The following is a 14,687-nucleotide window of genomic DNA, read 5'->3' as shown; positions in this document are numbered from 1 at the left end:
GGAGATCATCGTGGAAGTCCGACTTTCGACCATTGCTGTCCCTCTTGAGGAGGTCGGATATCTTGTTCGCGAACTGGAGCAAGAAGACGATCTCCGCGGACGTCTGACCAGCCCGAAACACGCAGCGAACGACGACTCGATGGGAGCCCAGTTCGCCGACGTGCTGGTCGTGGCCCTTGGGTCAGGTGGGGGGGTTACGGCATTGGCGAGTGTCCTCGCTGTTTGGCTGAAGAGGCCTAGAGGCACGAAGGTCGAGTTGTCCGTCCTGAGGCCTGACGGCACAGCCGTGAAGATTGAGAGCGAAGGTGTCGAAGACATAGAAGCTCTGATCAGAGCCACATCGGACTTGGCTCTGCGGGATCGGAGTAACTCCTGATGACGTTTCCGGATGCGCTCAGCTCTGCTGCTGTTCTGATCGGCATCGGCGGGTACTCGGCTCCCGATCTGAAGCCTTTGCCTGCGGTGGCAAACAACGTCCGTGGACTCGCTGAAGTGCTCACCGCCCCGCCGACCGGAACGTTTGCGCGTGACAGATGCGCGGTACTCTCCGACCCCAAAACCCGCGAGGAAGTGGCTGAAAAGCTCCTGGATGCCGCTCGGGTGGCCGATGACCTCCTACTTGTGTACTACTCCGGTCACGGCGTCTTGGGTGGCCCGAACCAAGACCTGTTCTTCCCGTTGGAGAATTCAAATGGTGACGACGTCGAGTGGACTGGGATTCCCTACTCGATGGTGCGCAACGTTCTCGGTAGAAGTAAAGCCAAGACCAGAGTCTTGGTGCTTGACTGTTGCTATTCGGGAAGAGTAATTCCGATGATGGCGTCGAATGAAAGGAGGATTATCGATCAGGTTGACGTATCCGGGGTTTACGTGATGACGTCCGCGGGTAGAAATGCCGTCGCAATGGCACCCGAGGGTGAGGAATACACGGCATTCACGGGAGTGCTTCTTTCGGTGCTGCGAAACGGGCTGCCAGGAAGTGGAGAGGGTGTTCGACTTTTCGAGCTTTACGATAGTGTGCTGCAAACGATGTCCGTTCTTGGCCTCCCCACTCCGCAGCAATCCGCCGGCAACACCGCGCACAATCTTTTCTTGGTGCGTAATGCCGCTTTGGTCATTGATTCCGGTGTGGTGAAGCGGCCGCTCGATGCCCGGCGGGTCGAAGAACGGATCGCGGCCGCGGACGAAGTGGGAACCGGTTCAAGCGGCGACACGCGGGCTGCGCTCGTGGTGGCGAGAAGCCTGCTGACCGACTGCGTGATCGAATTCGGCGCCGAGCACCGGGAGACCTTGCGCGTACGGGAACAGGTGGCGAGGTGGACGGCCGCCGAGGATCGACAGAAGGGTGTGGACCTCGCTGAGGTGCTTGCCCGGGACTGCGAGCGGATTTTCGGTCCGCTCGACCCGCTGACGCTTAAGGTTCGAGATCGTTTGGCGTCTTTGCTGGGTTGGGCTGGTAACCATCGGCGGTCTGTGGCAATCATGGACGGCGTGGTTGAAGGCCGGGCGAAGGTACTCGGCCCAGGAGATCCGGGCACCCTTCGTAGCCGCGAGAGCCTCGCGTTCGGCCTGGTGAAGATCGGAGAACACGCGAAGGCGGCCGACGCCTACGACGCCCTGATCGGTGCTGGCACACCGGAGGATGCTGACGGAGCGCGGAAAGTGCTGCGGTGGCGCACTCAGCGTGCTTGCTGCCGGGCCGAACTGGGCGATGCTTCCGCGCCAGCCGAGTTGGCCGACGTGGTGGGGGCCTACGACCTGCGGATTGGGTCGGACGACCCGGAGTCAATGTACGCGGCAGAGATGCACGCGCGATGGCTGTCGCGCTTCGGCCGAGGCGAGGAGTCCCTTGCTGTCCGCCAGAGGGTCCTCGACACGATGGCAAGAGTTTACGGTCCAAGCGATCAGGAAACACTTGTCACTGCGCACAATCTCGCTTGCACTCTGGGTGATCTGGGGCGAACGCGTGAAGCGCTTGAGATGTTCAGCAGCGTGCTGCGAAGCCGCGAAGCAGCCTTCGGACGATCACATACCGACACGCTGGGAACACGTCAGGAGCTCGCTCACTGCCTTATCGAGGCAGGGCAGCTTCGAGAGGCCTCCGAGGTGTTGGAGGAGCTGATAGATCTCAGGACGGCCAAGCTTGGTCGCGAGCATCCGGACACGGCCGATGCGCTGCGGGCGCTGGCCCATTGTCGTGGGCGGATGGGGCATCCGAGTGTCGCTACGCAGCTCTACGAAGAACTGATCAAGATCACCACCAGTCTTCTGGGGGCACGATCACCGCAGCTGCTCAGTGACAGGTCAGCACTCGCTGGTCAGGTGATGAGGTGTGAAAAGTACGGGAGAGCAGCCGAGATCTATGCCGATCTGATCGACGACCTCGCGTTCGTGCAGGGTGATGAAGACCCCGCGACGTTGCAGATGCGCTGCGCTCATGCGGACGCGGTCGGTTACGCGGGTGACCCGCTCAGGGCCCGCGAGCTCTACTCCCGGATCTTGACGGACGTGAGACGCAGTCTGGGAGAGGCGCATCAGTTGACGCTCCACGCTGTGTCGCGGCACGTCTACTGGGTTCACCGGCCTCTGCCAGGATACGGATTCCTGCCAGGCTGACGATGTCAAGCGAACGGAGCCCTGATCGCGAGCCATCCCCGAATGGTCGACAGCAGAATGAGCGTTGCGCTCGCCTGCGGCGGGCAGCGAATGCCGGAGCCGCCGTCGCGGGGGTGGCGAACGGGTCGAAGGCAAGGCTGGTGATCATTGCGCCGCCGGTGAGGTCGTCAGCGGCGGCGCGATGCGTGCGACGGCGAGTGGCCCTGGTTCGTCCGGAGCCGTCCGCTCGTCGGCAAGAGCGGACGTATCCGGTGGTGCACCCCGATCCAGGTGAGCGTGATCGCTGCGGCGGTGGTCGTGGCCCCGGGAGTGTGGTGTTTGATGTTCGCGTGGAGCAGAAGAAGTCCTCCGAGCGGTTGGTGTTCTTCACCGACGCCGTGGTCGCGATCGCCCTGACGTTGCTGGTCCTGCCGCTCACCGACCTGGTGCCCGAGCTGGTCGCGGAGCACAAGCCGGCGGTCGAGGCGGTCACGCACAACTGGTCGAAGATCGTCAGCTTCCTGCTCAGCTTCGTCGTGATCGGCCGCTTCTGGGGCGTGCACCACCGGATCTTCGAGCACGTGCGGTCGTACAGCCCCGCGCTGATCCGCGTCAACTTCTGCTGGCTGCTGACGATCGCGCTGCTGCCCTTCCCCACCGAACTGATCGGCGCGTACCAGTCCGAGCGCTTCACCGTGCTGTTCTACCTGGGGACGCTGCTGGCCAGCAGCCTGTGCCACACGACGATGGTGTCCATCATCCGCCGGAACCCGGACATCCGCGGGGACGCCGAACCGGTGTCGGACGAGGTGTTCTGGAACCACGCGCTGAGCTCGGTCGTGTTCGCGCTCGCGGTCGTGGTGGGCTTCATCAAGCCGCCTTTCGGCTACTACGTCCTGTTGCTGCTGCTGTTCCCGGCGAGGATCGCCTTCTGGCTGCGGGCGCGCCACGCCGACCGGTAGTCGCGTAGCGGCGGTATCGATTCTCGCTCCTGCCGCGCGGTTGCGTTACGGGCCGGAGGTGATGGGCGATGATGTCGGTGTGTCTCGCCGCCGCTGGGTTCCCTGGGTCGCCGCGGGGGCCGTGACGGCCGTGGCCGGTGGTGGCACCGTGTGGGCCGGGTTGGAGGCGGCGGACAAGGTCGGCAGCGTGGTCGGCGCCGTGTGCGGCGTATTGGGCCTGGGGGTATCGGCCTATGGGCTGCGGCGAGCGCGGCAGGCAGAACCCCCGGCCCCGGCGGTGACGAACTCCGTCGCCGACTCGACGAGCACCGACGTGGTGCTGCAAGCCGGGACCATCGGCGGCGCGGTCACCGCCGGTGACGGCAACGTCGTCGGGAACCACAACCTGGTGGCCGGGCCCGGCGGAATCGTCGCCGGACCGGGCACCCAGGTACTGCTGCCCGCCTTGGCTCCGTCGGCTGAGCCTCTGCCGCCGCCGACGGTCGACTTGTGCGTTGGCCGCGATACCCAGGTGGCGGACGTGGTGGCCGCCTGGAACGCCGGGCGGTCGGCGGTGATCGCCGGCGGCCCCGGGATCGGGAAGTCCACGGTGCTCGGCCGCGCGGTCACCGACCCGGCCGTCGTCGCCTCCTACGGGGCACGGCGGTTCGTGGTGTCGTGTGACGGCGCCGAATCGGCGAACGCGGTGGTGGACAAGATGGCCCTGGTGCTCGGGGTAGCTCCGGGTGAGCACTTGCGGAACAGGGTGCTGTCGTTTCTGCGGGGACAGCCCTGCGTGCTGGTCCTGGACAACTTCGAAACACCTGCGGACTCCGACCCCGCGGGGATGACCTCGTTGGTCGCGGAGGTGCGTGCCGACAAGGCGAACCCGACGGTCGTCGGGATCGGCTACCGCGGCGGCAGCACACCGCTGGGTCTGACCGGCATGGCCGAGACTGTGCTGGGACCGCTGTCCCTTGCCGACGCCGTCGACGTATTCAGCGAGGTCGCCGGCGACCGGCATCGCGGGGATCCGGCGGTCGAGCTGCTGGTGGCCGAGCTGGACGGGGTCCCGCTGGCGATCACCCTGCTGGCCACGCTGGCCCGCGCCGAAGCGGGCTTGGACATGCTGATGTCGGCGTGGCGGAGCAAGCGCACCGACCTGCTCGCCCACGCCGCCCGGCCGGACCGGACCTCCAGCCTGCCGGTGTCGATCGAGCTGTCCTGGGACCGGCTCAGCCGGGATGCCCGCACCGCGTTGTCGCTGGCAGCGCTGCTGCCCGACGGGTGGCCACGAGACCGGCCGGTCCTCTACCTGCCCGAGGAACTGGCTGCGGGGGTGATCGAGCTGGGGAGCCGGGGTCTGTTGCACGGTGATCACCTGCGGCAGCGTTGCCTGGCTCCGATCCGCGGGCACATCGCCGCTCACCACCCGCCCGGGGCAGCGGCGCTGGACCAGCTCATTGCGCGGGTGCGGACCCTCGCCGAGCTGGCCGGCAGGGTCGGTGACCCGGACGCTGCCCACGCCGTAGGGACGGTGGTGCCTGAGTTCACCAATGTCGTGGAGGTCATCCTCACCAGGCTGCCCCGCGATCCAGCAGTCGTTGCACCGGTGGCGCCAGACTTGTTGGTTTTTCAGCGATTCACCGGGCTCGGCGACGATCAGCTCGCGCGGGAGACTCTCGCCGCCGACCTGGAACCACCTACCCGCGCCGATACGGCCTTCGCCCTCGGGGTGCTCTATGTCGCACGGGGGGAGAATCGTCGCGCGCGGGAACTGTTCGGTCAGGCGCTGCCGCTCTACCAGGGTGTCGGAGACGTGCTGGGCGAAGCCAACTGCCTGCGCCGCCTCGGCGAACTGGAGTTCCGCGAGTCGGACAACGCTCGCGCGCGGGAAATGTTCGACCAGGCGCTGCCGCTCTACCGGCGTGTCGGCGCGGTGCTAGGCGAAGCCAACTGCCTGAGCAATCTCGGCGAACTGGAGTTCCGCGAGTCGAACAACACCCGCGCGCGGGAACTGTTCGACCAGGCGCGGCCGCTCTACCAGCGTGTCGGAGACGTGCTGGGCGAAGCCAACTGCCTGCTCAACCTCGGCGAACTGGAGCTCCGCGAGTCGAACAACACCCGCGCGCGGGAACTGTTCGACCAGGCGCGGCCGCTCTACCGGCGTGTCGGAGACGTGCTGGGCGAAGCCAACTGCCTGAGCAGCCTCGGGGACCTGGAGTTCCGCGAGTCGGACAACGCTCGTGCGCGGGAACTGTTCGGCCAGGCGCGGCCGCTCTACCAGCGTCTCGGCTCGGTGCTGGGCGAAGCCAACTGCCTGCGCAACCTCGGCGAACTGGAGTTCCACGAGTCGAACAACACCCGCGCGCGGGAACTATTCCACCAGGCCCTGCCCCTGTATCAACGTATCGGAGACCGGTACTCCCAGGAAGCGACTCTTGCGTGGCTTGCCCGTCTTTCCTGAGCCGCGCGGCAAGAGAACCACAGAATAGATTTGTTCCCTCGTTTGACTGAGTAGCAGAAACACGCCACAGCTTTCCGCCGTAGTCGTCCGCTCATCGGCATGAGCGGATGACGGCCGCATGGAGGTGCGGCGGCCCGACCGCGTGACCTCCTAGACTCTCGTCATGTTCGAGTGCCACGGCTGGATAACGCTTCGCTCGACCGCCGAAGCGCTCGATGACGAACCGCCCCTTCGCCTCGACGAAATCCGAACCCTGGTCGACGAGCTCGCTGACTACGCGTTGAAGGATCTGCAGCCGATGAACGGCACGGACTACATCCACCTGGGCGGCAACCCGAATCGCCGCGGGCAGCACGGAGCAGAGGTGATCGACTTTTTCGCCAAGGTCGGCCGGCTCGCTCCGGGGTCATACGGGCTGCTGTACGTCCACGACGACGAACACCCCGAGCACAGGTTGAGCTACCGCGTCTTCCGACTGGCCCGAGGGAGGGTCACCGAGCACGCCGATCACCTTTTGTCACCCGTGATCCCCACATTGGAAGACGCGGGGACGCGCTGACCTTTGAAAATCACGCGTCCGCTTGTCGGTATGAGCGCGTGCCACGCGGTCCGTCGTCGACCGGCTCGCGGCATCAGCGGATGCCGGGCCCGGCGAGGCCGGGTGCCGCTTCGGCATCGGGTTCGGACCTCGCTCGGTCGACCTCGGCGCAACCGCAATCCAGGTATTCCTCCGCGGTGAAGCATCAGCTGGCCAGGTCCGGCTCGAATTCCGGGGGAGCGAGCCGGGTCATCGGCGCGGTGACGGCGGCCGGGCGGGCACGGAGATCGTCCGCCATCAACCGGGCGACGAGAACCGTTGACTCCTCCCGGCGGGGAGTCACGATCTCGTGCCGCTCGCACGCGGCGGCCACGAGTGGTTCGGTGTCCCATCCGTTCGCTCGGCGGCTCAAGCCGGCCGGCTCGGCGATCGCGGGATCTTCAGCACCTTCCAGCAGCAGGCCGACCGCGACATCCGGCCAGTCGCCCGGGTGCAGGCAGCCGCGGGATTCGGCCACCCTCGCCACCAGAAGCGCCGTTCGCAACGAAGGATCGTCCGCCCATCGCCACGCCCGGATGTGCTGACGCGACCGGGCTTGGCGGCGACCGGTTTTCGACGTCGAGGCGGTGCGGCGGGAAATCCACGTCGTCGCCGAGGACCTGCGCTGCGACGCGGTGCGGATCACCGGCGGTGACCCGGAGCGGGTGGGGGCGGAGGTGTTCGTCACCGGCTGCGAGCTGAGCCTGTTCACCCCCGGTTTCTTCCCGGGGCACGACAGCCTCGCCAGGATCGGCACCCTGGTGGGCGGCGCCGCCGAGGGGCAGTGGCCGAGGTCGCCGAGGTGCCCGCGAAGCCGGACGCCCTTCGACATCGTCAGCGCCGACGCCCGCGGCGATCCCGGGGACGCCTTCCGCCAGGACCTGCGGGAGTACTTCCGGCCCGGGAAACCGCTCGCGGCAACCGCAGCCGCGCTGGTTTCGAGAGATCGTCCAGGGGGTGATCGGGCGCCACGGAATCCGCTGTCTGGGGAGTGGTGCTCGTGTACCGGATCAAGCCGTCCAAGCCCTCCGCCGTGTTCGGCGCGGTCGTCGGCGTCGCGATGATCGTCTTCGTCCTGGTGCGGTTCCCGCTGCGCGAGCCGTTCGTCTGACTCTGGTTGGCCGCCGCGGTGGGGGTCGTGGGCTTCAGCCTCTGGGCGGCGTTCGCCAAGCGCGGTGCCGAAAAAGTGGTTGTCGAAGACCGCCCGCGGCCGGGTTCCTGAGCGGATCTCGCGGAACGACCTGGCCCACGCCCGCCGAACGGTGGATCCTGGTTGGCATGCCGGACCGGTTCGGGGTGCACAACGTGGTCAACGGCGATGTGACGGGCACCCTCGTGCAGGCCGGCGAGGTCGTCATCACGCGCGTGCGGCCGCCGCCCCGGCAGCTGCCTGCCTCGCCGGCACGCTTCGTGGGCCGGGCCGATGACCTGGCCGGGTTGGCTGACGGGCCCGGGGTGCACGCGATCGCCGGGATCGGCGGCATCGGCAAGACCTGGCTGGCGGTGCAGTGGGCCCACGGCAACCGCCACCGGTTTCCGGACGGGCAGCTGTTCGTCGACCTGCGCGGGTTTTCGCCGGATCTGCCGATGGCTCCCGCGGCGGCGATCCGGGGGTTCCTCGACGCTCTCGGAGCCGTCGACATCCCACCCGATCCGCATGCTCAAGTCGCCCTCTACCGAAGCCTGACCGCGGACAAGCGCCTGCTGGTGGTCCTCGACAACGCTGCCGACGCGCGCCAGGTCGAGCCGCTGTTGCCCGGCGGGGCCTCCTGCACGGTGCTGGTGACCAGCCGCCACCGGCTCACCTCGCTGACCACCCGGCACGGTGCCGCGCACCTGAGACTCGGCCAGCTCGACGACGCCGAGTCCCACGACCTGCTGGCCGCGCGGCTCGGATCCGACCGGCTCGCCTCGGATCCCGCCGCCGCGCGGCGGATCGTGCGGCGCTGCGCCGGGCTGCCGCTCGCGCTGGCGATCGTGGCCAGCCGCGGTCAGCTGTCTCCTGAACTACCCCTGGCGCGGATCGCCGAAGAGCTGGGCCGGTTCGACGACGAGGACCCGGGCAGCAGCGTGCCCGCGGCGCTGTCGTGGTCGCTGCGCGCATTGACCGCGACGCAGTCGCGCGTCCTCGGTTTGCTCGCCGCCGCGCCAGGCCCGGACATCGGCCTCGCCGCCGTGGCCAGCCTCACCGGATCGACGGCCGAACTGACGGCGCTGGAACAGCTTTGCCTGCTGGAACGGGTGGCCAGTGGGCGCTACCGCATGCACGACCTGATCCGGGCCGAGGTCCGCGCCGAGGACGCCGAGGCCACGCGGCGAGTGACCGACCACTACCTGCACTCCGCCCACTCGGCCGACCGCCACCTCCAGCCGTACGGTCCGCCCGCCGTCCTGCCGCCGATGTCGCGGGGATGCCGGCCGGAAGCAGCCACCGGCCTCGACGCGGCGCTGGCCTGGTTCGACGCGGAACACCTGTGCCTGCTCGCCGCGGCCGACACCGCCGCGGAGCACGGGTGGCACGACGTCGTCTGGCACCTGGCGCGAACGCTGACGACCTACCACCACCGACGGGATCGCCCCGACGCCGACATCCGCACCTGGGGACTCGCGCTGCGCGCGCCGACGTCGGGTCCGGCCCTGATCACCTCGCACCGACGCCTCGGCGAGGCGCTCACCCGCGCCCACCGGGATTCCGAGGGGCTGGCACACCTGCGGGAAGCGAGCACCCTCGCTGAGCGGTCGGGCGACCGGTACCAGCTCTCGCACACCCACCGTGCCCTCGCTTGGGCGCTCGGCCGCCAGGACGAGAACGCCGGCGCCCTGCTCCACGCCCAGGAGAACCTGCACCTGTCGCGGGAACTGCAGGACACCATCAGCGAAGCCCACGCCTTGAACGCGGTCGCCTGGTTCACCGCCCTGCTCGGCGACCTCGATCGGGCCCGCTCGTTCGGCGAGGCGGCGCTGGCCCTGCACCCCAACCCGGAGGGCGAGGCGTCCGGCCGGGAAACCCTCGGCTACATCGAGTTCCACGCCCGCCGGCCGGCCGAGTCGGTCGAGCACTACGAGCGGGCCCTCGCGCTGCGCCGCGCCCACGGCTACCTCAGGCACGTGGCCAGCACCTTGGACAGGATGGTCCTGCCGTTGCGCGCCTTGGGCCGGGACGAGGAAGCCGACGCCAGATCCGCGGAGGCGAGGGACCTGTTCGCCCGCCTCCACGGACAGGCAGCCGGCCTGATCGACAGTGGCGGCCGTCACGTTTGACCTGGAGCGCGCTCCAGCCCCTAGCGTCGACTTCGCAACGACGTACTGGGGAAAGGAAACCCGCCATGACCGACGAGCGCTTCGAACTCGGCCTCAAGACCCTGACCGCCATCGACGGCGAGAGCGGGCAGCGCGTGCTCGACAACCTCGCCGACGTCTCCCCCGCGCTGGCGGAAGCCGTCGTGTCGTGGGGGTTCGGCGAGATCTACGCGCGGCCGGGGCTCGCGCCGCGCGACCGGCAGCTGGTCACCCTCGGTATGCTCACCGCCCTCGGTGGCTGCGAGCCGCAACTGGAAGTGCACGTCAACGCGTCGCTCAACGTCGGACTCACGCCCGCGGAGATCGTCGAGGCGCTGCTGCACTCCGCTGTCTACTGTGGATTCCCGAAGGCGCTGAACGCGACCTTCACGGCCAAGAAGGTCTTCGGCGAGCGCGGGCTGCTGCCGGTGACCGACGAGAAGGACGCCAAATGACGAACAGCCGATTCGCAACGCACACCGAGCTTTTCGACCTGAGTGGCAAGCGCGCTCTCGTCACCGGTGGCACCAGGGGCATCGGGATGATGATCGCGCGCGGGCTCCTCCAGGCGGGTGCCCGCGTGGTCATCAGCTCACGCGACGCGGAAGCGTGCGCTCGGGCGCAGGAACAGCTGTCCGCACACGGCGACGTCCGGGCGATCCCCGCCGATCTGTCCCGGCACGAAGAGTGTGAGCGCCTCTCGCAGCTCGTCACGGCCGACGGGAGTCTCGACATCCTCGTCAACAACGCGGGCGCGATGTGGGACGAGCCGTTGGAGACGTTCCCGGACGCGGCCTGGGACACGGTCGTCGACCTCAATCTGAAGTCGCCGTTCTGGCTGGTGCAGGCGCTGTTGCCGGCACTTCGCAGCGCCGGGACCGCCGACGACCCCGCGCGGGTCATCAACATCGGCAGCATCGCGGCCATCCACATCCCCCAGCGGCCCAACTACTCTTACTCCAGCAGCAAAGCCGCGCTGCACCAGCTCACCAGGGTGCTCGCCAAGGAACTGGGCCCGCAGCGCATCACGGTGAACGCGGTGGCGCCGGGACCGTTCCCGTCGGCGATGATGGCCGCGACGCTCGACGAGCTCGGCGAGGCGATCGCGGCGTCGGCCCCGCTGCGCCGGATCGGCCGCGACGACGACATGGCGGGTGTCGCCGTGTTCCTCGCCAGCCGGGCAGGCGCTTACCTGACGGGCACCGTCGTCCCCGTCGATGGAGGGATCGCCACGACCGCGTGATCCACCGCGACCGGCCGCAGCCCGTTCCGTGGCACCATCGGTGCGGTGACAGCTACCCGGCTCGCCCGCCACCGAAGGCTCTCGGCTCTCCTGGATTCCCGAAGTGACGACGAGCTCGCCGCGCTCGTCGGCACGGGACAGGCCAACGGCGTGGGTGTGGGCGGCGGCTCGGCGGTCCTCGACGTCGACGGTGCGCCGGTGTTCGCCAAGCGCATCCCGCTGACCGACCTCGAGCTCGCCCACCCCGGCTCCACCGCGAACCTGTTCGATCTGCCGGTGCACTGCCAGTACGGCGTCGTCAGCCCCGGGTTCACCGCGTGGCGGGAACTGGCCGCGAACGTGATCGTCACCGACGCCGTGCTGGCCGGCGAAACCCAGGCGTTCCCGATTCTCCACCACTGGCGGGTGCTGCCCGGCCGGTCACCGCTCGCGGCCGAGTACGCCGACATCGACGGGGTGGTCGCCGCGCTGGGCGGCAGCTCGACCGTGCGTGCGCGGTTCGAAGCGCTGGCCGCGGCATCGAGCAGCCTGGTGCTGTTCTGCGAGTACCTCCCGCACCCGCTGCCGGACTGGCTGGGCGAGGACCCCGCCGGCAAGGCCGCCGCGGTCGAGCGGCAGCTTTCCGAGATCGTGAAGTTCTTGCGCGGCAGGCAACTGCTGCACATGGACGGGCACTTCGGCAACCTGCGCACGGACGGGGAGCGGATCTACCTCACCGACTTCGGGCTGGCCACCTCGCCGCACTTCGACCTGTCGGCCGCCGAGCGCGACTTTGCCGAACGCCACGCGAACCATGACGAAGGTTACGCCGCCATGCGATTGGTCAACTGGCTGGTGACCGCGGTGTGCGGCGTACCGGTGCCGGCCGGCGGCGGCCCGGTCGAGCGCAACGAGTACGTCCGCCGGTGCGCTGCCGGGCACATCCCGGCGGACGTGCCGCGAACCGTAGCCGCGATCCTGGCCCGGCACGCGCCTGCGGCCGCGAAGCTGAACGCCTTCTACTGGCGGTTGTTCGACGGCGAGATCCACGCGGAATACCCGGGGTGATGGGACAGCCGCCGGTCGCTCCGCGAGGTACCCCTCGGCGACGCCGACGTCGGTGGGAACCTGCAGCAAGGCCCGGTAGAGGTAGGCCTGGGCAGGGCGCGCGTGTCCTGGATTTCACGGTCCAGCTTGAAATCGACCAGGGTGAGCCGCCGCCAGCCACGACGTCCGCTCCGGCCCGAGGTGACCTTGCCGCGCCGTTCGAGCGAGTGCGGCGATCCGGCGCTCGGCGGCCTCGCTCAGTTGCAGCAGGATCGGCCCGCATTCGGCGTACAGCCGTTTGCGGGCTTCGTACTCGTAGTCACGGCGAGCATCGCGCTCGCGCCGCTGTTCGTCGAGCTGCGCGCGCTGCTTCAGCAGGGATTCCCGCGTCGGAGCCGATCGCCGATCCCGGCTGCCGGTCTGCCGAACGCGCCACGCCCTGTCACGGCGTGTGCGCGTCTCGCAGGAGGCCGCCGGCTTTGCTCAGTCCCGCGGTTCGTCCTCGAGCACGCCGACCTGGTCCGGGTCCTCCGGGGCCGGCATGTGCCGGATGCTCTCGCTGCCCTTGTGGTCGTGGGCGCGGTCGTAGCGGGAATCCAGTACCCGCCCCAGTTTGTGGGCCGCGCCGGTGTACGCGTCGTCCACAGTGGTCGCGTGGTGGGTGACCGCGATCGGCTGCTTGCCGCCGGGGCGGGCCTCGATCACGCACCTCTTGTCGTCCGGTTTGCCGCCGCCGTCCTCGCTGAGGTGCACCTCCACCCGGGTCACCCACCCGCCGAACCGGGAGAGGCTGCTCTCCAGGTCGGTGGTCACGAAGGTGGCCAGTCGTTCGCCACCGTGGACGTTGTGGTCGGTGTTGACCTGGATCTGCACGAGCACCCTCCCGAACGGGACTGCGATGATCCCGGTCAGTACCACGAGAACGGCAGGCTCAAACCCGGCGGCGGTCGCGCCCCACCCGCTCACGTCATCCCGGCCGCCCGGAAGCTCGCGCGGTAGGCCTGCGGGCTCCGCCCCACCACCCGCTTGAAGCGCTCGCGGAACGCCGTCGGCGATCCGAACCCCACCTCGCCCGCGATCCGGTCCACCGGGTCCGCCGTCGCCTCCAGTAGGTACTGCGCCCGGCGCACCCGGGCCCGCAGCAGCCACTGCAGCGGCGTCGTTCCCGTCTGTTCGCGGAAGCGGCGGTTGAGCGTCCGCGTGCTCATCCCCGCCTGCCCCGCGATGCCCGGCAGCGTCAGCTCCGCGGCGCAGTTCTCCTCCAGCCACGCCAGCAGCGGCTCCAGCTCGGACCCGCGCGGGGCCGGCGGGGTGTCATGAACGATGAACTGGGCCTGTCCGCCCTCGCGTTCCAGGGGCATCACCGACATGCGGGCCGCGTCGGCGGCCACCGCCGAACCGTGGTCGCGGCGGATCAGGTGGAGGCAGAGGTCCAGCCCGGCCGCCGCGCCCGCCGAGCTGAGGAGCTGGCCGTTGTCCACGTACAGCACGTCCGGGTCGACCTCGACCGCCGGGTGCCGGCGGGCCAGTTCGGGGGCCGCCGCCCAGTGGGTCGTCGCGCGCAGGCCGTCCAGCAGGCCCGTCTCGGCCAGGATGAACGCGCCCGAGCAGATCGACGCGATCCGGGCGCCCCGCTCGGCCGCCGCGCGCAGCGCCGCCGAAGCCGCGGCGGGGACCGGCGGGTTCGCCGAGCGGCCCGGCACGATGATCGTGTCCGCCTCGGCCAGGCCGGTCAGGTCCCACGGTGGCCGCAGCGTGAACGCGCCCGCGTCGATCTCGGGCGCCGGGCCGCAGATGCGGACCTCGTAGGCCGGTGCGCCGTCCGGCAGCCGGGTGCGCGAGAAGGTCTCGATGGGGGTCGCCAGGTCGAACGGGACGACCTGGTCCAGCGCGAGGACCGCCACGATGTGCATGACCCCACGATAGATCGTCCACTAAGGACGGAGGCTGCGCAGCATCAGGTTCGCGAAGTGCTCGCCGACCTGTTCCCCCGACAGCTCGCCGTCGGCGTGGTACCACATGCCGAGCCGGTGGATGGCGCCGAAGTGGTAGTTGATCACCAGGTCGGCCGGGACGTCCGCGCGGAAGACACCGGCCCGCTGCCCCTCGGCGACCAGGTCGCGCACGCGCTCGTGGTACGTCCGCCGCTCGGCGCGCACCTGGACCTGCTTGGACTTCTCCAGCAGCGGGAAGGACTGGAAGAACACGGTCGCCGCGTCCAGGTCGGCGATGCTCGTCACCACGACGTCGACGATGATCGCGTGCAGCCGCTCCGGCAGCGGCAGGTCCGACCCGGCGATCGTCACCATCCGCCGCGTCTGCATCCGCAGCATCGCCACGTAGATCTCGAAGAGCAGGTCGTCCTTGGACTCGAAGTAGTGGTAGAGGCCACCCTTGGTGACGCCGGCGGCTTCGACGATCTCGCGGACCGTCGTCGCCTCGAAGCCCTTCTCGGCGAACAGCCGGACCGCCGCCCGCACGACCTTCTCCCTGACCGTCATGTCGCCACCCTATGTGAGCGGGGGGCCGGTCCGCGGCACCGCCGCGAACCGGCCCGTT

At 69.1% G+C, this 14,687-nt stretch carries 13 protein-coding genes; 9 read left to right on the top strand and 4 right to left on the bottom strand.

Annotated elements, in window-relative coordinates; translation table 11 throughout:
• Positions 1 to 10 precede the first annotated feature (10 nt).
• From AB5J73_RS19505 to AB5J73_RS19485, 5 genes are all read left to right on the top strand, one after another.
• A complete protein-coding gene (locus AB5J73_RS19505) occupies positions 11 to 376 on the top strand; it encodes a hypothetical protein (RefSeq protein ID WP_370971101.1) in 366 nt (121 codons plus the stop codon).
• The gene (locus AB5J73_RS19500) at positions 376 to 2,616 is read left to right on the top strand and encodes a tetratricopeptide repeat protein (protein ID WP_370971100.1); all 2,241 of its coding nucleotides are present in this window, start codon (positions 376 to 378) and stop codon (positions 2,614 to 2,616) included. Before AB5J73_RS19505 ends, AB5J73_RS19500 begins: the two co-directional genes overlap by 1 nt.
• 329 nt (positions 2,617 to 2,945) lie before the next feature.
• Entirely contained in the window at positions 2,946 to 3,557 is a 612-nt protein-coding gene (locus tag AB5J73_RS19495; protein WP_370971099.1) for a TMEM175 family protein, read from the top strand.
• Positions 3,558 to 3,618: 61 nt separating this feature from the next.
• Positions 3,619 to 6,003, top strand: a complete 2,385-nt coding sequence (locus AB5J73_RS19490) for a tetratricopeptide repeat protein (protein WP_370971098.1) — start codon at positions 3,619 to 3,621, stop codon at positions 6,001 to 6,003.
• Positions 6,004 to 6,166: 163 nt separating this feature from the next.
• Positions 6,167 to 6,562, top strand: coding sequence for an Imm7 family immunity protein (locus AB5J73_RS19485; protein WP_370971097.1), 396 nt, complete (start codon positions 6,167 to 6,169; stop codon positions 6,560 to 6,562).
• A 184-nt stretch (positions 6,563 to 6,746) separates the two neighbouring features.
• Here AB5J73_RS19485 and AB5J73_RS19480 read toward each other — a convergent pair whose 3' ends face one another.
• Positions 6,747 to 7,292: a hypothetical protein gene (locus tag AB5J73_RS19480; RefSeq protein WP_370971096.1), complete on the bottom strand. Its 546-nt coding sequence runs from the start codon at positions 7,290 to 7,292 to the stop codon at positions 6,747 to 6,749.
• A gap of 566 nt (positions 7,293 to 7,858) precedes the next feature.
• Between AB5J73_RS19480 and AB5J73_RS19475 the strand changes: the two genes are divergently transcribed.
• The 4 genes from AB5J73_RS19475 (at position 7,859) to AB5J73_RS19460 (ending at position 12,149) form a co-directional block, all read left to right on the top strand.
• Positions 7,859 to 9,841 (top strand): NB-ARC domain-containing protein, encoded by a 1,983-nt coding sequence (locus AB5J73_RS19475; RefSeq protein ID WP_370971095.1) that lies wholly within the window; start codon positions 7,859 to 7,861, stop codon positions 9,839 to 9,841.
• 65 nt (positions 9,842 to 9,906) lie between these two features.
• Positions 9,907 to 10,314, top strand: a complete 408-nt coding sequence (locus tag AB5J73_RS19470; protein ID WP_370971094.1) for a carboxymuconolactone decarboxylase family protein — start codon at positions 9,907 to 9,909, stop codon at positions 10,312 to 10,314.
• On the top strand, positions 10,311 to 11,102 hold the full coding sequence (locus tag AB5J73_RS19465; RefSeq protein ID WP_370971093.1) for an SDR family oxidoreductase: 792 nt from the start codon (positions 10,311 to 10,313) through the stop codon (positions 11,100 to 11,102). The genes AB5J73_RS19470 and AB5J73_RS19465 overlap by 4 nt, the downstream gene beginning before the upstream one ends.
• Positions 11,103 to 11,147: 45 nt before the next feature.
• A complete protein-coding gene (locus AB5J73_RS19460; RefSeq protein WP_370971092.1) occupies positions 11,148 to 12,149 on the top strand; it encodes a serine/threonine protein phosphatase in 1,002 nt (333 codons plus the stop codon).
• Between the two features lie 462 nt (positions 12,150 to 12,611).
• Here the strand turns inward: AB5J73_RS19460 and AB5J73_RS19455 are convergent, their stop codons facing one another.
• The 3 genes from AB5J73_RS19455 to AB5J73_RS19445 form a co-directional block, all read right to left on the bottom strand.
• Positions 12,612 to 13,007 (bottom strand): HPF/RaiA family ribosome-associated protein, encoded by a 396-nt coding sequence (locus AB5J73_RS19455; protein ID WP_370971091.1) that lies wholly within the window; start codon positions 13,005 to 13,007, stop codon positions 12,612 to 12,614.
• Positions 13,008 to 13,090: 83 nt separating this feature from the next.
• Positions 13,091 to 14,041 (bottom strand): GlxA family transcriptional regulator, encoded by a 951-nt coding sequence (locus AB5J73_RS19450; RefSeq protein ID WP_370971090.1) that lies wholly within the window; start codon positions 14,039 to 14,041, stop codon positions 13,091 to 13,093.
• 21 nt (positions 14,042 to 14,062) lie between these two features.
• The gene (locus AB5J73_RS19445; protein ID WP_370971089.1) at positions 14,063 to 14,629 is read right to left on the bottom strand and encodes a TetR/AcrR family transcriptional regulator; all 567 of its coding nucleotides are present in this window, start codon (positions 14,627 to 14,629) and stop codon (positions 14,063 to 14,065) included.
• Positions 14,630 to 14,687 lie beyond the last annotated feature (58 nt).

The organism is Amycolatopsis sp. cg9 (genome assembly GCF_041346945.1).
Classification (GTDB): domain Bacteria; phylum Actinomycetota; class Actinomycetes; order Mycobacteriales; family Pseudonocardiaceae; genus Amycolatopsis.
This window is presented reverse-complemented; position numbering and strand designations above follow the sequence as displayed.